Raw genomic sequence first — 19,938 nt, 5'->3', positions numbered from 1 at the left:
AGCGGCCGCCGCCGTTCTTATTGAAAGGCCACCAAATGCCAGCGCTCCGTGGGCAGCCTCGCCACTTCGCGCCCGTCCCGCGCGTTGAGCACGCATAAGTCCTCCTGTTGCCATTCAATGCAATCGCCCTGGTCCAGCCGGGCCTCCGGCAGGCGATCGCTGGAGCGCAGCGGCCGCCATCCCTGGTAGAACACCGCGTCGCCCACGCCGCCGCCGTAGAGTTGCGCGCCGAAATTACCGTAACGCCGCGCCTCCGGCGGCGCTTCCTCGTCGCGCAGCAGCAAGGGCAGCGGCAGCAGTCGCTCCAGTTGCGCGGCGAAGGCCGGAACGGTTTCGCGCAACGCGTCCAGCAGCGCCGCGGCGTAGGCTATGCTGGCGCGGCAGCCCAGATGGCAGGGAAAGTGGGAAATCAGGTAATACGGCGAACCGCGCCCCACTTCCATCTCGGTGAGGAAAACATTGAGCCGCCAGTCGCGCCGGCCTGGAGTGCGCGCCACGCGCAGCAGATCGGTCATCGGCGCGGCGCCGAAGTATTCGTTGGCGGCGATGCAGCAGGCCGGGTAGCCCAGCGCCCGCCCCAAGGCCACGTTGTCTTGCCTCCGCTGGGCGTCCAAACCTTGTTCCAAAGCGTCCGCGTCCAGCGCGTAATAAACGCGGACGTCGCTGCGGCTGAAGGCGGCGCGCTCCGCCGCGGTGGCGTGGCGATAGCCCCAGTCGTCCGGCGGCGGCACGTATTGACCGTGGCGCAGGCCGCAGGCGTCCAGCAGCGCGCACAGCCGCGCGGCGCTGTCGCGGCCGGCGGTGAAGCGCGCCAGCGGCTTGAGGCCGGCCAGCACCGCCAGCGCCTCCACCGCGATGCGCGCGCCTTCGCCGCCGGCCAGCAACTCGCCGGCGAGGAGGTCTCGGGCGGCGCTCATTGGGTGCTCATCCGGATGATGGTCAGCGCCTGGTCGACGCGCTGCGGCCGCTCTCGCATCAGCTTCACCACGAAGTCGAACAGGTGCCGGGTGCGCTGACAGCAGGAGCTGGTCAAGGGCTGCGGATCCAGCGAATGGGTTTCGCCCTTGCTGACGATGGGGGACACGCCGCAATAAGGCCGGTAGGCGCACACCTGGCAGGCGTCGTGTTCGCGCAGCGAGTAGGACACCAGCTGGCGCGCCTTGTCGGAGGTGACCGCGGCGGCGTAGCTGTCGGTGTGCACATTGCCGATGCGGAAATCGGCGTGGCCGCGGCCTTCGTCGCAGCCGTAGACATTGCCCAGATGATCGTAGGCCAGATTGCCCAAGACCATGCCGCTGGGGTTGCGGAAGTCCACGTATTTGACGTCGCGGTTGTTGAACAGCTTTTCCAGCGCCAGCGAGAAATAGCGTTCTTCCAGCAGAATGCCCTGGTCCCACAGCGAAAAGATGTAGTCCAGCGCGTCGCGCCAGGCGTTGAAGAACTCGTCCATGTCCATGCCCACGTTGTCCCACTTGCCTTTGGCGAAACCCATTTTCTGCACCGGGGAGAAGAAAATGGAGGACTGCCCTTCCGCCACCGCGAAGTCGACGTAGTCGCGCAGCTTGTGCAAATTGTTGCGCCCCACCACGATCAGCGAGGGCACGTCCAGGCCGCGTTCGCGCATGCGGGCGCGGTTGCGGCGGATGTCGTCCCAATGGCAGCGGCCGTCCCAGTCCACGCGCAGCGACGGATGCTCCGCGGCGTCGAACTCGATGGAGGTGGTGATGTTGATGCGGCTGGCCGCCAGGTAGTCCAGCACCTCGTCCGGCAGTTCCACGCCGTTGCTGACGATGGAGAAGGACAAGGCGCGCTTGTGCGCCAGGTTCTTGATCATGGCGTAGGCGTGCAGATAGCGCACCGCGCCGAAGTTGAGCGTGGCTTCGCCGCCCTGGAATTCGAAATGGATGCGCGAGGACGGCGATTGGTAGGCGAAGTCGACGATGGCGCGCGCGGTGGCTTCGTCCAGGTCGTAGCGGGCCGGGTCCGAGCTGTCCCGCACCACGGCCGCGTGGCAGTAGGCGCAGCGCAGATTGCAGCGCCGCGTCATGCCGATGATGTGCAGCGCGGTGCCGGGAAAGTAGTTGGCGGACCAGTCTTCATAGGCGCGCATCACGCTGTCGGCGTTGCGCGCGGTGAGGATCAGACCGCGCTCCTCCAGCAGATCGTGCAAGGCCCTGGGCAGGGCGATGCTGCGCAGCGCGCGGTATTCGTCCCGGCTCAGCAGCGCCCAGCTGCCCTGGTCGCTGGACAGGAAGACGCCGTCGCCCACGTCCCGGGCGCGGTAATTGGGCTTCCAGCGGTCGCGCAGCCGGAAGTCGGCGAAAATCTCCTCCATGCCGGCCCGGTCCGGCTGGGCGGGCGCGGCCGCGGCGGCGCGCGGCGCCGGCCCTTCAATCGGGCGAATCGGGGTGACTACGTGGTTCATGACGGGCCTCGCAAACGAGTGGCGGATTCAGGCGATCAGATAAAGTTGCGGATGCTGGCGCGAGAAGCTGGCGATGAGGCCCAGCGAGGACAGGTCCTGATGATCGAACAGCACGCGCAGAAAGGGCTTGTCGCGCCGCGGCTGATAACGCTCCAGCGCGGCGACGCGCACCTCGTCTATCAGCTCCGCCGGGATTTCGGCCAGCGGCCGCACCCAATCCTGGCCGTGGCGGATCAGCGCGCCGCGCTCGGCGCCCGGACAGGCGTCGGCCAGCCGGCAGCCGCGGCAGGCGAGGGTTTTCTCGTACCAGGGATGGGTGTCCACCGCCGGATCTGAATCCCGGATCAGCAGGTCGAGAAAATCCGGTATCAGGCAAGGCGCCAGTTTCTCCAGCGTCACCGGCACGCCCAGCGCGCGGAACAGCGGCACGATGGCGCGCAGCCTTTCGCGCACCAGCGCCGGGTCGGCGATGGAGTCGATGAATTTGCCGGTGCGCACGGTGCCGCTGAACTTGAGCCGCGACGAACCGGCCTCCACCGCGGTCACGCCGGTGGCCAGCAGGTGTTCGACGTTTTCCGCCAGGATCACGATATTGGTCTGGATGTCGAAACCCAGCTCGCTGAGGTGGCGGATGCCCTGCAGGGTTTGCCGGAACGCGCCTTCGCGCACGCCGTTGAGCTTGTCGTGCAGGTCGGCGTTGTGGCCCATCAGGCTGGTGCGCACTTCCAGCCGGCCGTCGGCCATGGCCGCCAGCCGCTCCGCCGACGGGCGGTGGGAGAACAGCCGTACATTGGAAGCCAGGCTGACGCGGCGACCGGTTTTCAAGGCTTCGCGCAGCACCTCCCAGAACACCGGGTCTATGGTGGGCTCGCCGCCGAAGATGTCCACTTCCTCGTCCGGCGCCGCCTGGTCAAGCTCGGCCGCAATCTCCTCCAGCGGCCGAAAAGCGCGCTGGGCGATCTCGTCGTCCACGATGCAGAAGAAACATTTGTTGTTGCAGGAAGCCGTCAGCCGGATGATCATCGCCGTCGCCCCACCAAGAAGCCCGCAAGCGGGCCGCCAGAAAATCCGTCCCGGCGCGGCAGCCGCGCCGGGGTCCGCTCCGCCGCGCGGCTATTTGACGCCGCGCTTCAAAGCCGCCTTGATCTGGGGGTTGTTTTCGATTTCCTTAAGCACCAGCGGGTCCTTGAGCGCGTCGCGCACCGCCGCCGGATTCAGCGTGGTGGACACCGCCGGATTGGTGACCAGATCGCCCGGGGAAAATACGCTGGCCGCCTTGTCGTGGATATGGCCGTCGTTGTCGTGGATATTGCTGCGGTCGCTCCAGTCGCGGCTATGCCCGGCCGCCACCACCGAGCCGGCCAGCAAATCGCCTGACACCCGGGTCAGGTGATCGAACTGGGCGCGCAGACGCGCGACGTCGATCTTTTTCAATTCGGCGACCGTCGCGCTGTTAGCGCCGGCGTCCTTCGCCGCGGCGATGGGGTCCGACAAGAACTTGGCGCGGAAATCGTTATCGCTCACCGCGCGCATCAGCAGTTTGTTCACTTCCGGTTGGGCCATGATGTCCTCCTGGCTTAAGCACTGTGACCGAGGCGTGCTTGGCTGCGCCGTCGTCTGGGTGGAGCGGATACCGGCGGCGCGTTTTGCGACTGGAGGCAATATGCGGTTCGCGCTCCCGATCGGCTTCACGCCGGCAAGGGGCCTTCGCCGCTGAGCCGCTAAGCGGCCGCCGCGCCCCCGGGGAATCTCCGCACCCACCCAAATGCCTCGCCCATCCGCCTCGTCATCCAGCCTGCCTGCGTATCACTGGAATGAAAAAGCGCCGACGGTTTTCGTCAGCGCTTTAACTATATTCATGCGTTTTTAATATATCTGTACGTTAAATTACCTAAAAAAGACTTTGATTGATGGAGCTTCCATCCCACCCCGCCCCCGCCTCAAACTCATTCTTTACCGACTTGATGCCGTCAAGCAACCACGCCGCATTGCCACATATTTTCATTGCTCATAGACTCGGGCCTCCGCATCCGTACGGCGGTCGGCGCAGCGCGACATGATCCTGGTTGAAATGGCTCTTAATTAATATATTAAAAATCATACCGATGAAGTAGGGTCACGCCTTAGCAAAACGGATGGGACCATCACGCCAAATTGGGGAAACAACGCATCCACCACTCAAGACTAGGGAGTTCAATATGTTTCGCCCCCTCCTCTGCAGGCAAAGCACATTCAAGCGATTGCCTATCCTGTTACTGTTCGGCCTTGCTGCTACCGCCGCCCAAGCCGCGCCTATCCGCGTCATGACGCTGGGCGACTCGATTACCGCCGGCTTTCCTCTCGACAACTACCGTCTGGCGCTGGGGACACAAACCCGAGAGCTAGGCTGCGACGTGTCCTTGGTCGGCGCCGGCAGCACCTTGCAACCCGATGCGCTGCAGCCCTTTCCCTCCCGCCATGCCGCTGCCTGGGGCTTCCAGGCCATGCAGATCGACCAGTTTTACATCAATCACTGGATGTCGGATGCCAAACCGGACGTGGTACTGATGCACTTGGGCACCAACGATAGCTGGGCGGGCGGCAGGCCGGCGAAAGACACGCTGGCGAGTTTGGGCAATCTCATCGATAAGATCCGGGGCCAGAACCCGGCGGTCAAAATTTTTATGGCGCAGTTGATCGGCACCACGCTGTACTTCGATCCTGTCATCAAGCAGCTCAATACACTAATCCCGGGTTTGGCGGCGCAAAAAAGCACGCCGCTGTCACCGGTGATCGTGGTGAATCAATCGGAGGGCTTTAACCCGGAGGTGGATACGGATGACGGAGTGCACCCTACCGTGGCCGGCAAGGTCAAGATCGCCGGCAAATGGTTGGCCGCCATGCAGGCGCAAGGCATGTGTCCGGCAGGCCCCAAACTCGTCAATGCGACGCTGAACAAGCCGGTTGCCGCCTCCGCCAGCCCATGGGGCGGCGGCGCTCCAGAATTAGCGGTGGATGGAAATGTGCAGACCGGCGGCTGGAGCCGCGCAGTGACTGATAACACCGCGCAAACCCTGAACGTGGATTTGCAGGGAACGTATCGCTTGAGCTATTTCGAGCTGGGACATTACTCTGTCTTTCCCGACATCAAGAATCCTTACAATACCCAGGCTTATCGAATCCAAACCAGCATGGACAATATTGTCTGGTCCACGGTCGTCACGGCCTCCAATAACGCCGCCGGCCAAACCACGCACACCATCCCGCCCACGCATGCCCGCTATTTGCGCCTGATTGCGGATCCCCCGTTCTATGGCAATCTGCTGACCATCCGCGAATTCAGAGCGATGGGCGCTCCGCAATAGCGATCCGCAAACGCCATTCCACCGACCGACCACACTCGCGAGCGGTCGGTGGAATCCTCTCCTCGCTACCCACTCACACCAGCTTGGCCAACATCATGTCCGCGGTCTGCAAAGCGCCCTCCACCCAACCTTGGGCGTCGGAATAGGCCTCGCCGCACACATACAGCGGCTGGCCGTCCAGCGGCTGGATGATCTGCCGTTTCACTTCCCAGCTTTTCACCCCGATGTTCCAGCTGTTCCAGCCGCCGCCGAACGGATCGTCGCCCCAGTCGCGGAAGGCGGCGTTGCGCACTTTGGGCGTGTAGGACAGGCTGTGCATCACCGTCAGTTGGCGGGTGACTTCTTCGGTCATCATGCGCGGAGCCTTGTAGCGGTGCCAGCTCAGTTCATTGGCGCGCACATGGTCGTCCGCGCCGATGAAGGGATCGGCCAGCTCCGCCACCTCCAGGCCCTTCTTCCAGGCGCTGTGACGGCGGCCGCGCAAGCCGTCCCAAAAGCCGGTGTTGTCGCCGTCGTCGTAGCTGGCCAGCAACATGGCGTGGCCGTGCAAAGCGGGCTGGCCGTTGCTGCGCGGCCAGTAATAGGTCTGGCGCACCGGCAAATCGGTGACGGAACGGCCGGACTTGACCGGCACGTATTCGCCGTCGGCCTTGCTGTAGCCGGTATTGAGCCACCAGGGGCTGTTGTAGGTGGTGAACAGCTTGAACAGCGGCCGCGGGGTGACGCTGGCGGTCAATTGCTGGAAGCGCGCGGACTCCTGCAGCCAGGGGCTGGTGGCGGACAGCAGTTCCAACGCGCGGCGCGGCATCGCCAGGATCAGGGTCTTGGCGGACACGGTACCGCCCGGCGTCTGAAACTGAAAGCCCTGCTCGCTGCGCGTCACGCCGCTGACCGGCGCTTCCAGGCGCACCTCGCCGCCGGCTTGTTCAAACAGCTGGGCCAACACCAGCGGCACTTGCTGAAAGCCGTTGCAAAACCCCATGTATTGCGCCGATACGCCGAAGTCGGACAGAAACCACGGGATGGCGTCGGCGGCGTTCCAGTTGCACAGCGTGGTGTCGTAACCGCCGGTGTCTTCGGCGTATTGATAGGCTTCGCCGGTGATCACGCGGAACAACACGTTCCAAAAACCCTGCTGGTACAGCGGCACGCCGCCGAAGCTGGCGCTCTGCGCCATCAGACGACGCTCTTCCTCGGTCAGCGATTTATTGGTGATGCCGGGCACGATTTGCTCGATGGCGTCGATGATGACGCTGCCGCCGGTTTGGCCTCGATCCAGAAAGTTGAGCCGGTACGGCACTTTGTCCGGCTCGGTGGTGAAGTCTTGCAAACGCAGGTAAACCCCGCGCAGATAGGCGATGTTTTGCGGCTCGTCCACCGGGAAGCGGTAGAGCTCGATCTGTTCCGGCGCCGGCAGCAGCGCATTCAATTCCTGGATCAAGTCGTAAATCAGCGGCTGCACCTCCGGCAGGATGCGCATGCCGCCCAGTTCCGCCACCATGTCGGGAATGTCCGGCGGCCGCACCGACAGCAAGCGGCCGCCGATGTGATCGCTGGCCTCGAACACCGCGATCTTGCTCTGGGGATAATGCTGTTGCAGCCGCCAGGCGCTGTACACGCCGGACACGCCGCCGCCGACAATGGCGATGTCTATGTTTTCGCTAGCCATTTTTGCTCGTCCTCGCTGAGTGAAGCCGGGATCAGAAAATCACCGGCACATTGGCCGGCTGGCCGTTGTCCGTGTTGCGCTGGGCGTCCCCGTCCTGAACGTGGAAGCAGTCCAGCCGCGGCTGGTTGCGGTAGCGGGCGTTGGCCTGCTGCGGCGTGGGCGGCGGCTGGTCCAGGCCCACGGTCTGCATATCCAGCACATAGGCGCGGCCGGCCAGCGCGTGGTCCAGCCCGCGCCGCACCGCGGCGCGCACCGCCTCCGGATGCGCCACCACCTCGCCCTCCATGCCGCCAAAGGCCTTGGCCAGGGCGACGAAGTCCGGCTTGGGCCGGTGAATGCGCAGGTATTCCGGATCCTGGGTGCGCGCATGCCAACCGTAGCCGGCCGCGTCGCCGTACATCGCCTCCACTTGTTGCAGCCCCATTTGCAGGGTGTGGTATTCGTGGTTGTTGGTGATGATGTAGAGCACGCCCAGTTGGCGGTGCTGAGCGGTCCACCAGGTTTGCGGGTAAAACAGCGAGGAGCCGTCGCCGGTGGCCGCCACCACGAAACGGGTGTCGATGCCTTGGCACCCTTGCGCCTCCAGCTTGATGCCCAGGGTGGCGGGCATGGACCAGCCCAAGGAGCCGCCACCCACGCAGTAGTAACTGATCGGCGCGGCGGCCTCTTCGGTGAACGGCAACAGGTATTGGAACGGCGCCGGGTCCGACACCGCTTCGTGCACGTAGACGAATTGCTTTTCCAGCCCGCGTTCGCTGATTTCCAGGCGCAAGGCGTCGGCGATCACCACCGCCCAGATTTCTTGCTGACGCATCGCCTCGCACAGATACGCATCCCATTGCACACGCCGCGCTTCGGCCTTTTGCCGCAAAAGCTCATTGCGTTGCCGCGCGGCGGCCGACGGCTGATCGCCGATCTCTCGGTTCAGCAGCGGCAAAGTGGCCTTGATGTCGCCGAACAACGCGCACTCGCCGTAGTAGTTCTTGCCGATGTCCCAGCTGTTGTTGCTCAGGTAAACCTGGCGCACCGAGGGCGGAATCAAGGGGCCGTCGCTGTACTTGAACACGGTGACCTGGGCTTGGTTGCTGAAACCGCACAAGAAGGCGACGTCATGGCCGGCGAAAACCTTCTGCAGATCTTTTTGCCCGCCGGGTAGTTCGCCTTGCCAGTGGTAATCTCCATTGGGGAAATTGGCCAGGCTGCTAAAGGTTTGCAGCGACACCGGCGCGCCGATCAACTCCGCCAGCGCCTGCAGTTCCGGCCAGGCCTCCGCGTAACCTGCGGCGTCGCCCACCACGATCAGCGGGTTGACCGCCTCGCGCAGCATGGCGGCCGCTTGGCGGATGGCGTCGGCGTCCGCGGTGAAGTGCGGGGAGATGCGGGTAATGCCGGGCAGGCGGTCGCCATCGCCGATGCGCCTCATGGTGAACTCCCAGGGAATCGCCACGAACACCGGCCCGTTGGGCGGCGCCATCGCCTCCTTGAAGGCGCGCTGCAACACCATGGGCAGCTCCTGCTCGGTGCGCACCTCATGCGCCCACTTGGTATATTGCCGCGCCAGGTCCACCAGGTTGGAGGCCAACAAAGGTTCTTGGGTGACCAGCTCGTTCTGCTGCTGGCAACACAGAATCACCAGCGGCGCCTGCGAACGCCAGGCGTTGAACAGATTGCCGATGCCGTGGGCGATGCCCGGGGTAACATGCACCACCACTACGCCGGGCTTGCCGGTCATCCGCGCCGACCCCATCGCCGCGCCCATGGCGATGTTCTCGTGCAGGCACTCGATGTACTCCACCTGGTTTTCCGGGTAGGACGTACCGTCGATGATGGGGATTTCATTGGTGCCCGGCACGCCGAAAATGCGATGGATGCCCAACTCGCTCAATGCGTCGAACACATAGTCCCGGGCCCAGCGTTGCCCGCCGCTTTGTTGTTGACTATTCATACCGTCCCACCCCTCTTCATAAGTTGTCGTCGTTATGTGAGTGGTAATCCAGGCGGGAGGAAATGCAATCCGGATAATTTCTGTGTCGAAAACACCAATGCGGATTGGCGCTGAGACGAACAGCGCGCCCGCTTCCGACAAATAAGGCTTGCGCCGCCGCGACAAGGTCTCGCCGCCTATGCTCATCCCCGTCCAAAAGGACAGCAAGATCCTGTACGGCCAGCCGCCGGCATTGACTTTGCATACCAGCCAAATTAAGGACTTTCCGCGTCAAGCCCTGATGGGCTAAGGGTTTCTACTAGGCGCATCGGCTGCGGATGCGCTCCAGCGCTTGTGCTAACATGGAGCGTTCCTGTCGCATCGGTCAGGCTCCAACCACGCCGCCCTCCGGGGAGGTGCCCACCGCCTGCCCCGTCCCGAATCATGCGCAATGGATAGAGCCGCCGGCCATGGCGGCGCCAAAATGATAAATAAGCATCCGAGACTGCCAACACAATGAACAAGACCAATACCGTTGACCATCTGCCGGTCTCACAGCGCATCCGCAGCCGCCTGCGGCAAGCCGGCGTCCGTTTTCACGCCAACGACAATATCGCCGCTCATATCGAAGATGGCGAGCTGGACCAGTTGCAAGCCGAGGTTCAGGAAAAACTGAAAGCGGTGCTGGAAAGCCTGGTCATCGACACCGAACACGACCACAACACCCAGGACACCGCCAAGCGCGTGGCCAAGATGTTCATCAGGGAAGTCTTCCGCGGCCGCTATGTGGCGATGCCCGCCAGCACCGAGTTTCCCAATGTGGAAAAACTCAACGAATTGATGATCGTGGGCCCCATCACGGTGCGCAGCGCCTGCTCCCACCACCTGTGCCCCATCATCGGCCGCGTTTGGGTGGGCGTGATGCCCAATGAACATTCCAATCTGATCGGCCTGTCCAAATACGCGCGGCTGATAGATTGGGTGATGACCCGTCCGCAAATCCAGGAAGAAGCGGTGTCGCAGATTGCCGACCTGCTGATGAAAAAACTGCAGCCGGACGGCCTGGCCATCGTGATGGAAGCGGACCACTTCTGCATGCACTGGCGTGGCGTGAAAGACAGCAACAGCAAGATGACCAACAGCGTGATGCGCGGCTCCTTCCTCAGCGACGCCAATCTGCGCCGCGAATTCCTGTCCTTGATGCATAAATAAGGCTGTCGCCGGCGGCAAGACGGCGCACAGCGACTAAGATGAAAACGAGGCCGCGCCGGTCTGGCGCGGCTTCTTCGCATTCAAGGGAAACATCATGCTGGTACGCCTGACCTACTGCAGCCGCGCGCACAAATCCGTAGACAGCGATCTGGTGGACGACATCATGATCGCCGCGCGCAAATACAATCCCGCCCAGGGCATCACCGGGGTGCTGTGCTACAGCAAGGACGTGTTTGTTCAATCGCTGGAAGGCGGCCGCGCCGAGGTCAACCTGCTGTACCAGAAACTGAGCCACGACCCGCGCCATCAATGTCTGACACTGCTGGATTATCAGGAAGTGGAACAGCGCCGCTTCGCCAACTGGAGCATGGCGGAGGTGATGATGGAAAAACTCAACACCTCGCTACTGTTGCGCTATTCCGCCCAGGCTCGGCTGGACCCGTTCAACCTGCCCGGCGCCAGCACCGCCCTGCTGCTGGAGGCGCTGGCGGAGGCTGGCAGCACCCAGATCCGCCACTGAGAACCTATTCAAAGTCTGCTGCGCTTCGTGAAAAGTCGCCCGGTGAGTACGACTTCAGAATGCTCATGTACCACATGTACATTCCGCTTCTTCAGCCGTTTTCGCTTTGTCTCGCTCTAGCTCGCAAGACTTTGAGCAGCTTCTAAGCAGCGGTTTACGCTCTGCTCCGCTTCGCTAAACCGCGCCCGCCGCCTGCGCGCGCAAGCCGGCGCTCGACTCCTGCAACACATAGGCGACGACGATGCACAGCAGCGACAAGCCGGCGAGCGCCAGCCAGAATTGTCCGGCATGGCCGTAGTCCGCCATCCAGCGGTAAACCGCGACGCCCATGCCCCCGCCCAGCGACTCCCCAAGCGCGGTGCTGATGGACAGCACGCTGTAAGCAACCGCCCGGCTTTCCTGGCCGATCAAGGACAGCAGCAGCACGTCCATGCTGGGCGCGAACATCATCTCGGCGAAGGTGAACACCAGCACGAAAGCCAGCGCGCCGATATAGCCCGGGAGAATGAAGGGCATGATGAAGGCCAGCCCGAAGGTGGCGTAGGAGGAACGGACAATGCCCAGCGACTTGCCACCGCTCCAGCGGTGGGCCAGATGGGTGACCAAGAGCTGCAACGCGATCACCAGCAAGGCGTTCATGGTGTACAGCCAGCCAAGCTTGCCCGGCTGGGCCAGCGTTTCCGAGACATAGAGCGCGAGCACGTTGAACAGCTGGCCGTACAGCAACCAGCAAAAGAAATTGATCAGCAGAAAGGGAGGAATGCCGGGCACGTAGAGCAACTTCCAATAGGCTAGAAACGACGGCGCGCCCCCACCGGGGCGCTTCATGCCCAGCTTGCCGAAGTTCAGGAAGGTCACCGCGCCGGCCACGCAATAGGAGACGGCGATACCGATCAGCACTAGCTGGTACTGCCCCTTGGCCGCCAAGTACAGGGCCAGCGGCGCCGCCGCCGCCGCGGCGATATTGATGCCGATATAGGTGATGGAGAACAGCTTGGCGCGGTTCTCCATCATATCGCTGGTCGCCGCGGCCAACTGCTTGCTCGCCAGCGCGTTGATGGAAATACCGGTGCCGGACAAGGCCAGCGCACAGGCGGTCAAATACACGTCCTTGGCCGAATACAGCAGCATGAAACCGGCCGCGGCCATGACGCAGCCTATCAAGACGGACTTCGTCGCGGCCATCCGGTCCAGCCACGGCGCCAGCGGTATCTTCGCCGCCTTGGTCGTCAAGGTGAACAGAATGACCAGCATGGCGATCTGTTCCGCGCGGAACCCGGCCTTGTTGAGCGTGACCACCAGGGTGGAAACCAGGCCGTAGTAGCCGAGATAAGTCATGATGTAGTGCGCGGTGATGTACAACACGCTGCGCCGGACCGGATGCGAGTTCATGCTTGCCTGTCTTTATTCGAGTTGATCCAAGAAACGGTTCAAAGTCCGCCCTGCTCCGCGCTCAGCGGCTCCCATTCCACCCGCACCGCGTCGCGCGCGGCCTCCGCGTTGGCGACGGCTTGCTCTATCGTGTCGCCCACGCACAGCACATAGCCCTGGCGGGAATTGGACGATTTAAGCGTCTCGCAGCGTAGGCCCGCGTGCAGCTGGCACTCCACCCGGACTACGCCCTGGGCGCTTTTCGCCTGCTCAATGCCGCTCACGCTCAGAATGCGGGCGTTCTCGTAGGAGAAGAAGCGGATGGCGGCGGCCTTGGCCGCGGGCTTGCGCTCTGGCCGCGGCAGATCGGTAAGCGCCGCCATGGTCTCGCCGGTAAGATTGACGCCGCTGACCATCTCGCACATTTCCCAGATTTGATCGCCGCCTATCCGGGTTTGCGACTCTATGATTCTGGGCCCGGACGGCGTCAGGCGGATCTCGGTGTGCGCGGGCCCGGTTTTCTGACCGATGACGTCCAGGAAACGGCTGACCAGCGCCTTGACCGCCGCCTGCTGCGCCTCGTCCAGCCGCGCCGGCACCTGGTGGCCCAGCTCGATGAAGCGCGGCAGCGCCGTGACCTCCTTCTCGGTAATCATCGCGATCTGATGCAGGCCGTTGATGGACAGCGACTCCACGCTGTACTCCGGGCCGTGCAAAAACTCCTCGGCCAGGACCGGCCCGTCCATCACCGCGCGGGAGCCGTTCCAGCGCTCCTCCAGATGCGCGTCCTCATCCACGAAGAACACGCCCTCGCTCAGGCCGCCGGCAAACGGCTTCAGCACCATCGCCTCGCCGTTGAGCGAGCGGAAAAAACTTCTCGCGTCGTCCAGGCTTTGACATACCTGGTATCGCACCGGGCTCAGGCCGTGGCGGCCCAGCAGCTCGCGCATCTTGATCTTGTCGCGCGTGTTCAGCACCGCTTCCAGATTGTCGCCGGCGACGCCGAGCTCGATCGCGCATTGCGACGCCGGATGCAGGCCGTATTCGGTGAAGGACACCACCGCGTCGAACGGATCCTTGGCGTGCCAGGCGCGCGCCAGCAGCAGCACCTCCTCCATGTCTTCGTAATCCATCACCGCGTAGCGGGCGGCCGCGCTGTACTGCCGCTCATTGACCCGCTCCGGGATCTGCATCATCGAATAGCGGGCGCCCAGCTGCTCCAGCCTATCCAGCGTGTGGTTCAATCCCCCTACAACCAATACATGCGCTTGCTTCATTTATTCTCTCCTGATGAGGTGTCCCAAGCTGCGGGGCGAAAGCCGGATCATGGACGCAGTTTCGACAAATCGATGCCCATGCGCTTGGCCCAGACCCGGTTGCGCATCATCACCACGTTGAACAGTTCGGGATGAGTGAGCTTGACCTCTTCCGGATTGAGGGCGAGCGCCAACAGTTCCGCCATCCGTTGCCGGATATGGGTTTGCAGATTGGCCTGGTCCAGGCACTTCCGACCCAGGCCGATGGAATTGCTCAGTAATTTGATGCGGTGGAACCACAGCGCCGGCAGATAGAGCACGTCGCCGGGCGTCAGCGTGCATTGCATCAACTGGGCGGCGGGATCGTCGGCCAGCGCTTGCAGATCGGCGTCCCCCGTCTCCGTTTCCCGCAACATCGCCTGCGGCCCCATGACGGTCCAGTGCTTTTCCCCCACCAGCTGCACATGCATGACGTCTATGGTGTAGGAGTCCTGATGCAGCCGGGTGACGCCGCCTCGCTGGCCCAGCCAGAGCTGGTGATTGGTGGAGATCACTTCGCCGTACAGGTCGCGGCGGAAATCGTACTGGGCGATGTCCAGTTCCGGCATGTCCTCGGCCAGTTCGGGGCAGGAGGCCTGGTAATACCATTCCTGCAGATAGATGGGCGTCGCCCCCGGCCCCTCGTTGTTCATCAGCATGTCGACGAATTCGGAGAAGCTGGCCTGGACGGAACGCTGGCTGCTATAGCTGTTGACCACCACCGGCGTTGCGCCGCAGCGCCGGGCCAGATGTTCGAAACTCCAATGGCGCACCGCCGGCCAGTCAGCGGCGTAGCCTTCCAGGATCACCGGCCGCTGCCGATGACGGTATTCGCGGTCGAAAGTCTCCTTGCTCAAACCCCTGCGGCGCTCAATGTCCGGCGCCCGGCGCAGGGCCTCGGCGACGGGGCCGTCGGAGAACGCGTTTTCAACGAGCTGCAAGCTGGCGACATCGCGCCGCTTCAAGATATTCGCTTCGATCAGAACGGGAGCGTTTTGCATGGATTCCTCCAATAGACTTAGAGCCGCTAACAAAACCTCGCAGAGAGCCTGAGCCAAGGCGCGCCGACGCGGGCAGTACAAGTCGTACGACAAGGAGGCGCAACGCGGGATCAGGGGTTTTGTTAGTGGGTCTTATTGGCGAGCGTGCGCCCGCAGAATGGTGTCCCTTATCGTCGTCAGCACTTGCGGCCGCAAAGCGTCCTGATGCGGCAGCCAGCGATGGATGAAATGTTCGCAGTCGTTCAGCCAGACAATATGCTTGCTGTGGGCGTTCTTGGCCGCGGCCAGATAGCCGTCCAGCGTCTCGGCGGGCACCACCGCGTCCTTGTCGGCGCCTATGATCAGCAAATCGCCGCTGAATTCACTTATGCCCGCATAGGCTGGGGAGTCAGGATAGGGACCGGGCCGGGCCAGGCCGCCGTCGAACCGGGATTCGGCGGCGTCGGCCGGATAGCTTGCCGGGCAGAACAGCACCAGGCAGGCGGGCTTCAGCACCGGCGCGACCCAGGCGGCGAGATGGCCGCCCATGCTGGTGCCGATCAGGGTCAGCGGCTCGCGCTTGTCCAGATGTTCGGCGGCGGCCAGCGTTTCCTCGTAACGACGCCGCAGGCAGGCCTCTTCCATCGCCCCGCTGCTGTCGCCGTTGCCGGAGAATTCGAAGCACACCGAAGCCAGGCCGTGCCCGGCCAGGTGGTCCAGCACATAGCGTATGGTGTGCCGGTTCGCGGTCTTGCCCAGCCCGTGCAGGGTGAGGATGCTGCTTGCCGCGCCGGCGTCCGGCTGCACGCGGGTGGCGGCCAGCCAGTGCTCGCCGGCGCTAAAGACGAAGTCTTCCGTTTTCATCGGCGGGCTCGCGGAAATGTCGGGGGCGTCCATATTCTTGCCTGCCCGGCCGCTCAACGGCTTGCCGCGGCTGCCAGCTCTGGGAAACGTTCCGCGCGGACCCGCTCCCACTCCTGGCGCAGCACGCTGTAATAGATCACATCGCGACGGCGGCCGCCGGGCATGAAGTTGAAGCTGCGCAGCACGCCTTCCTCCGTCGCGCCGATGCCGGCCAGGCCCGCGCGCGCGCCGGCGTTCAACACGTCGGTTTTGAACTCCACGCGCTCGCACTCCAGCGTTTCGAAAGCGTGCTTGAGCAGTTCGAACTTGACCGCGCGGTTGATGCCGGTGCGCCGCGCGTCCCGGCACAGCCAGGACCAGCCTATTTCCAGGCGGCGCTCTCCCTCGGCGAGATTGCCGTAAGCGGTGCTGCCGACGATGCGGTCCGTCCGGCGGTCGATGATGGCGAACACGATGCGGCTGCCGTTGAGGGTGTCCTGTATCGCCTGCTCGACGAAACGGCCCAGATCGTCCGGCGTCTGAATGCGGGCGACGAAATACTCCCAGATGGCGGGCTCGAACACGATGCGCTCAAACGCCGCGTAATCGCCGATCTGAATCCGGCGCAAACGCACGCGTTCGTTTTCCAGGGTGAGGTCCTTCAAATTACGCCAAGTCATTTATCGCTCCTTGCATAGGTTTAAGCGGGCCACAAGTCAGAAAGAAGGCTGCGGCGCCCGGCAATCCCGCACATACGCCGCGTCCGCCGAAAACGCTTCCGGCGTCCGCGCGTGGCGCGCATAGATTTCGTCCAGCTGCGCCGCGTAACGCTGATGAATCATTTTGCGTTTGGGCTTGAATTGAGAAGTCAGCAGGCCGTTTTCGATGGAAAACGGCTCGTCGACGATGAGCGCCGCCAGGATGCGCGCCTCCGGAAACGCTTCCTCGTTCAGCGCCCGGATATGCCGGCGCAAGGCCTCGGCGTCCGCCCCGGCCAGCGCCGGAGACAGGATGGCCGTGATGAAAGGCTTGCCGGTGCCGTACAGCACGCATTCGTGCACGTCCGGATGGCGGCGCAAGCCCTCCTCCATCGGCCTCGCCAGCACGTTGCGGCCGCTGGCCATGGTCAAGATGTCGTCCACGCGGCCGTGGATGTACAGGAAACCATCCTCGTCCACATGGCCCAAGTCCCAAGTCTTGACCTCGGCGCTGGGCAGAAAGCTTTTTTCGCTGACGCCGGGATCGCACCAGGTATAGCGACAGTTGACCGGATGACGGCTGGCCACGATCAAGACGCCGTCCTTGTCGAAACGGATGGATTTGTTCGGCAATACCTTGCCCACGCTGCCCAGGCGGAAGGCGCCGGGGTGATTCTTGGCGACGATGCAGGCCTCGTTGCTGCCGTATCCCTCGTACAACGGCACGCCGGCATGGTTGAAGAATTCAAGCACGGTCCGGCTGGCCGGGGCGGAACCGGTCCACAGATAACGGACGCGACCGCCGAGCGCGGCCTGTATCTGCGCGCCGCGGGCGGCCGGGTCGCCGTCCCCGTGCCGCTGCAATAGGCTGGCGCGCAAGGCTTCGTAAAAGCCAGGCACCCCCATGACAACGGTGGGCTGGCAAGCCTTGGCCATGTCCAGCGCCTGATCCAGATCCGAAAGCGTGATGTCGTGTCCAAACGCCAGCGCCGAATAAATCCAGTAGCGCTGCTGCAGCAGGGCCAGCCGCAGGAACACCAGCAGATTGTCGCCGTCCCCATGCGCGAACATCGCCTGCACTTCATTGATGGAACTGTTGACGCTGGCGACAGTGGCTTCCAGGCCCTTGGGCGCGCCGGTGCTACCCGAGGTGAATTTGATCGCCAGCACGTCGGCCGGGTCATAGCCGGCATGCAAGGGCCGCTCCGTCGCGTCCGCCTCGGCGCATTCGGCCCAGGCATAAACCTCGGCGATGTCGAAAACCGCGCCCGAGCGGTCCACGCCCTCGGCGAACAAGGCTTTCAAGTCGTAGAGGTCCACGATGCGCGCCGGCTCGAAACGCCCGGCCTCGAAGCCCGCGGTCACCGCCCCCAGTTTCAGGACGGCCAGATCCAGCAGCACGAATTCGATCCGGTTGCGGGACAAAACGCCCACCCGGTCGCGCGGGCGCAAGCCCAGCGCTTGCAAGCGCCGGGCCACGCGCGCCGCCTTGCGGTCCAGTTCCGCCAGCGTCCAGGCGCGCACGGCGCCGTCTTGCCGAAACCGGATGACATGTTGCTCGTCATCGCATCCGCGCAGCGCGACGGCGTTGACCAGATCAACGTCTTGGCCGCGCGGCGCTTGAGACATCATCTCGCTCATGACCGCCCTTCCTCCGCCGCGTCCGCCCGGCGCAGCGGCGTGAAGAAACGCTGCTCCGCCAAGTTCAAAGACGTGCCCGGCGGCGACAGCTCCACGCTTTCCGGCCAGACGTCGACGCGCTCCATGCCCAAGGCGCGGCCCAAGCGCTGGGCGAAGCGCGGCATCAACGGGCCGGCGGCCTGAGCCAGCAGGCGGGCCGTGGCCAGCTCCAGCGCGATCGTGGTCCGGTACTCGTCGCGCAGCGCCGGATTCAGACGGATGCGCTCGTTCGATTTGGCGAAGCGCAGCGCGCCGGCCACCAGCCCGTCCAGATCTTCCACCACGCGGTTGAGCGTAAAACCATCGGCGCCGTAATGGGTGCTCAGGCTGGCCAGCCGGTTGCTTAGCGCATCGAAATAGGCGGTGTGCAAGGCGGTCCAGTTGCCGGCGTCGGGCGCACGCTGCTGGAAATCCTGCCGCAAGCGCTCGCCCAGGCCGGCCAACCAGGCCTGCCACTGGCCCAAGAGCGTCCGCTCCACGCATGCATGGAAGTCGTCCAGCGTGAAATTGGTCCGCTCCTGCTCGCCGCGCGTGCGCGCCAGGTAATAACGCACCGCGTCCACGCTGTCGGGGCTCAGGATATCCTTGCCCCATACCGCGTGCCGGCGGCTGGTGGAGAACTTCAGGCCCTCAAGCAGATAGAACTCGTTCTCGTTGTAGTCGATGTCGCATTGCCAGTCCGGAAAGGCCATCCGGTACAAGGCCGGATAGAGGATGGAGTGGTAATAGCTGTTGTCGTAGCCGAAGAAGTGGACGATCTTCCAATCCGGCTGCGGCCGGTCCGCTTGCCAGGGCTTGCCCAGCCGGCCGCCCAGTTCCGCAATGCCGTACAGGAAGCCGTACGCCATTTCCGGCCACACCCAGATCACCTGACTGCCCTCGACCTCCTCCGCCGGCGGCACGCCCCACTGCGCCGGATGAGTGATGGGCACCCAATAGTCCTTGCGCGCCAGCACCCGCTCAGCCAATTGCTGCAAGCGCGGCGACACCTTGCTCAGGCGGTGGTGCTGTTCCACCGCGTCCTTGAAGGCGGATAGATTGATCATGTAGCGGCGGATGGCGCCGGTGACGGGAACCGCGTCCGAGAGCCGCGAGCGCGGCGCGTCCAGGTCCACGCAGTTGTTCGGCTCGCCGCACTCCTCGCAGATATTGCCGCCGCAAGGCGAGCCGCAGCTTGGACACTTGGCGGAAACGTCCACCTCGTACAGATAGTCGCCGGTTTCGGCGTCGAACAGCGCCGCGTCGGAACGCAGCTGCGCGCCGCCCCGCACCAGGCGCGAGAAGAAATCGCGCAGGCCGGCGGCGTAGCCGGGGTCGCGGGTGGTGACGGTGTATTGATCCAGATGGATGTCCATCAGGTCCAGCGTGGCCTTGATCTCCGCCGAATAATGGCTGGCCACCTGCTGGGGGCTGCTGTTTTCCTGGCGGGCGCGCCCCACCACATAGCTCTGGTAATCGTCGCTGCCGGTGAGGTGATAGGCCTCGTGCCCGCTCGCGCGCAGAAAGCGCACATAGACGTCGGCGCCCAGATAGGGGCCGGACAGATGGCCCAGGTGCAGGTCGCCGTTGGGCGTGGGCGGCGTGGAAAACACGAACACCGGACGCCCCTTCAAACGCGCGGCGCCGTTGTCTTGCGCGGCGACGTCGCGTTTGGCCGCGTCCCGCCAGTAAAAGTCGCAGAAGCGCAGCGGCTGCTCGCCGGGATTGCGCAACACGTGTTTTTCAAACGGTTTGAACAACACCAGGCTGCCGGCGCGCACCGGCTGGGAGCGGCCGTCGGTGTCGATGACGCCTTCGCCGCTCAAAATCAGAAAGGCTTCCAGTTCGTCGTGCTTGTGCGGCTGGCTTTCCCCGCCGGGCTCGACAACGCCGTAAGCCAGTCGCACGCGCTCCTGGTCGCCCAGGCCGGCAATGGACGCCATCTCGATGCCGAAAGCCGGCGCCAGCTGCGCTTCGTTCAAGTCTATGATGTGCATG

The 19,938-nt window shown here is 63.8% G+C and carries 16 protein-coding genes; 3 read left to right on the top strand and 13 right to left on the bottom strand.

Translation table 11 applies throughout. From position 1 onward, the window contains the following. Positions 1–17 precede the first annotated feature (17 nt). The 4 genes from GYH29_RS06840 to GYH29_RS06825 form a co-directional block, all read right to left on the bottom strand. Positions 18–917 (bottom strand): hypothetical protein, encoded by a 900-nt coding sequence (locus GYH29_RS06840; protein WP_043591682.1) that lies wholly within the window; start codon positions 915–917, stop codon positions 18–20. Further along, positions 914–2,425, bottom strand: coding sequence for a radical SAM/SPASM domain-containing protein (locus GYH29_RS06835; protein WP_161523408.1), 1,512 nt, complete (start codon positions 2,423–2,425; stop codon positions 914–916). Before GYH29_RS06835 ends, GYH29_RS06840 begins: the two co-directional genes overlap by 4 nt. Positions 2,426–2,452: 27 nt before the next feature. After that, a complete protein-coding gene (locus tag GYH29_RS06830; RefSeq protein ID WP_161523407.1) occupies positions 2,453–3,448 on the bottom strand; it encodes a radical SAM protein in 996 nt (331 codons plus the stop codon). 90 nt (positions 3,449–3,538) lie between these two features. Further along, positions 3,539–3,988, bottom strand: coding sequence for an Os1348 family NHLP clan protein (locus tag GYH29_RS06825; protein WP_019102112.1), 450 nt, complete (start codon positions 3,986–3,988; stop codon positions 3,539–3,541). Between the two features lie 635 nt (positions 3,989–4,623). Here GYH29_RS06825 and GYH29_RS06820 point away from each other — a divergent pair. Next, on the top strand, positions 4,624–5,769 hold the full coding sequence (locus GYH29_RS06820) for a GDSL-type esterase/lipase family protein (protein ID WP_161523406.1): 1,146 nt from the start codon (positions 4,624–4,626) through the stop codon (positions 5,767–5,769). A gap of 73 nt (positions 5,770–5,842) precedes the next feature. Here GYH29_RS06820 and GYH29_RS06815 read toward each other — a convergent pair whose 3' ends face one another. Together GYH29_RS06815 and GYH29_RS06810 are read right to left on the bottom strand one after the other, a co-directional pair. Then, positions 5,843–7,438 (bottom strand): flavin monoamine oxidase family protein, encoded by a 1,596-nt coding sequence (locus GYH29_RS06815; protein ID WP_043591685.1) that lies wholly within the window; start codon positions 7,436–7,438, stop codon positions 5,843–5,845. A 31-nt stretch (positions 7,439–7,469) separates the two neighbouring features. Beyond that, the gene (locus GYH29_RS06810; protein ID WP_043591688.1) at positions 7,470–9,383 is read right to left on the bottom strand and encodes a thiamine pyrophosphate-binding protein; all 1,914 of its coding nucleotides are present in this window, start codon (positions 9,381–9,383) and stop codon (positions 7,470–7,472) included. 495 nt (positions 9,384–9,878) lie between these two features. On the opposite strand from GYH29_RS06810, the gene folE reads away from it, so the two are divergent. Beyond that, positions 9,879–10,574 (top strand): GTP cyclohydrolase I, encoded by a 696-nt coding sequence (gene folE, locus GYH29_RS06805; protein ID WP_019102107.1) that lies wholly within the window; start codon positions 9,879–9,881, stop codon positions 10,572–10,574. 94 nt (positions 10,575–10,668) lie between these two features. Next, complete coding sequence (locus GYH29_RS06800; RefSeq protein WP_019102106.1) at positions 10,669–11,094, top strand: BLUF domain-containing protein; 426 nt, start codon at positions 10,669–10,671, stop codon at positions 11,092–11,094. 174 nt (positions 11,095–11,268) lie between these two features. Here GYH29_RS06800 and GYH29_RS06795 read toward each other — a convergent pair whose 3' ends face one another. The 7 genes from GYH29_RS06795 to GYH29_RS06765 form a co-directional block, all read right to left on the bottom strand. Beyond that, complete coding sequence (locus GYH29_RS06795) at positions 11,269–12,486, bottom strand: MFS transporter (protein WP_081576330.1); 1,218 nt, start codon at positions 12,484–12,486, stop codon at positions 11,269–11,271. Positions 12,487–12,524: 38 nt separating this feature from the next. After that, positions 12,525–13,742: an ATP-grasp domain-containing protein gene (locus GYH29_RS06790; protein WP_043591690.1), complete on the bottom strand. Its 1,218-nt coding sequence runs from the start codon at positions 13,740–13,742 to the stop codon at positions 12,525–12,527. A 47-nt stretch (positions 13,743–13,789) separates the two neighbouring features. Beyond that, complete coding sequence (locus GYH29_RS06785; protein ID WP_019102103.1) at positions 13,790–14,761, bottom strand: cupin-like domain-containing protein; 972 nt, start codon at positions 14,759–14,761, stop codon at positions 13,790–13,792. Between the two features lie 132 nt (positions 14,762–14,893). After that, positions 14,894–15,637 carry an alpha/beta hydrolase gene (locus tag GYH29_RS06780; protein WP_019102102.1) on the bottom strand — a complete coding sequence of 248 codons (744 nt, stop codon included), beginning with the start codon at positions 15,635–15,637 and terminating at the stop codon, positions 14,894–14,896. 20 nt (positions 15,638–15,657) lie between these two features. After that, positions 15,658–16,263 (bottom strand): GNAT family N-acetyltransferase, encoded by a 606-nt coding sequence (locus GYH29_RS06775; RefSeq protein WP_019102101.1) that lies wholly within the window; start codon positions 16,261–16,263, stop codon positions 15,658–15,660. 36 nt (positions 16,264–16,299) lie between these two features. Beyond that, entirely contained in the window at positions 16,300–17,922 is a 1,623-nt protein-coding gene (locus tag GYH29_RS06770; protein WP_118266829.1) for an AMP-binding protein, read from the bottom strand. After that, complete coding sequence (locus GYH29_RS06765; protein ID WP_043591691.1) at positions 17,919–19,937, bottom strand: class I tRNA ligase family protein; 2,019 nt, start codon at positions 19,935–19,937, stop codon at positions 17,919–17,921. Before GYH29_RS06765 ends, GYH29_RS06770 begins: the two co-directional genes overlap by 4 nt. Between the last annotated feature and the right edge of the window lies 1 nt (position 19,938).

This window comes from Chromobacterium haemolyticum, assembly GCF_009936155.1.
GTDB lineage: Bacteria > Pseudomonadota > Gammaproteobacteria > Burkholderiales > Chromobacteriaceae > Chromobacterium > Chromobacterium haemolyticum.
The sequence above is the reverse complement of the archived record's forward strand: the minus strand, read 5'-3'. Positions and strand labels throughout refer to the sequence as shown.

Coding starts and splice junctions, on each gene's coding strand:
- GYH29_RS06775 (WP_019102101.1), bottom strand. CDS start 16,263: ATGACTTGGCGTAATTTGAAGGACCTCACCCTGGAAAACGAACGCGTG.
- GYH29_RS06820 (WP_161523406.1), top strand. CDS start 4,624: ATGTTTCGCCCCCTCCTCTGCAGGCAAAGCACATTCAAGCGATTGCCT.
- GYH29_RS06835 (WP_161523408.1), bottom strand. CDS start 2,425: ATGAACCACGTAGTCACCCCGATTCGCCCGATTGAAGGGCCGGCGCCG.
- GYH29_RS06815 (WP_043591685.1), bottom strand. CDS start 7,438: ATGGCTAGCGAAAACATAGACATCGCCATTGTCGGCGGCGGCGTGTCC.
- GYH29_RS06825 (WP_019102112.1), bottom strand. CDS start 3,988: ATGGCCCAACCGGAAGTGAACAAACTGCTGATGCGCGCGGTGAGCGAT.
- folE (WP_019102107.1), top strand. CDS start 9,879: ATGAACAAGACCAATACCGTTGACCATCTGCCGGTCTCACAGCGCATC.
- GYH29_RS06780 (WP_019102102.1), bottom strand. CDS start 15,637: ATGGACGCCCCCGACATTTCCGCGAGCCCGCCGATGAAAACGGAAGAC.
- GYH29_RS06770 (WP_118266829.1), bottom strand. CDS start 17,922: ATGAGCGAGATGATGTCTCAAGCGCCGCGCGGCCAAGACGTTGATCTG.
- GYH29_RS06795 (WP_081576330.1), bottom strand. CDS start 12,486: ATGAACTCGCATCCGGTCCGGCGCAGCGTGTTGTACATCACCGCGCAC.
- GYH29_RS06810 (WP_043591688.1), bottom strand. CDS start 9,383: ATGAATAGTCAACAACAAAGCGGCGGGCAACGCTGGGCCCGGGACTAT.
- GYH29_RS06790 (WP_043591690.1), bottom strand. CDS start 13,742: ATGAAGCAAGCGCATGTATTGGTTGTAGGGGGATTGAACCACACGCTG.
- GYH29_RS06830 (WP_161523407.1), bottom strand. CDS start 3,448: ATGATCATCCGGCTGACGGCTTCCTGCAACAACAAATGTTTCTTCTGC.
- GYH29_RS06785 (WP_019102103.1), bottom strand. CDS start 14,761: ATGCAAAACGCTCCCGTTCTGATCGAAGCGAATATCTTGAAGCGGCGC.
- GYH29_RS06840 (WP_043591682.1), bottom strand. CDS start 917: ATGAGCGCCGCCCGAGACCTCCTCGCCGGCGAGTTGCTGGCCGGCGGC.
- GYH29_RS06765 (WP_043591691.1), bottom strand. CDS start 19,937: ATGCACATCATAGACTTGAACGAAGCGCAGCTGGCGCCGGCTTTCGGC.
- GYH29_RS06800 (WP_019102106.1), top strand. CDS start 10,669: ATGCTGGTACGCCTGACCTACTGCAGCCGCGCGCACAAATCCGTAGAC.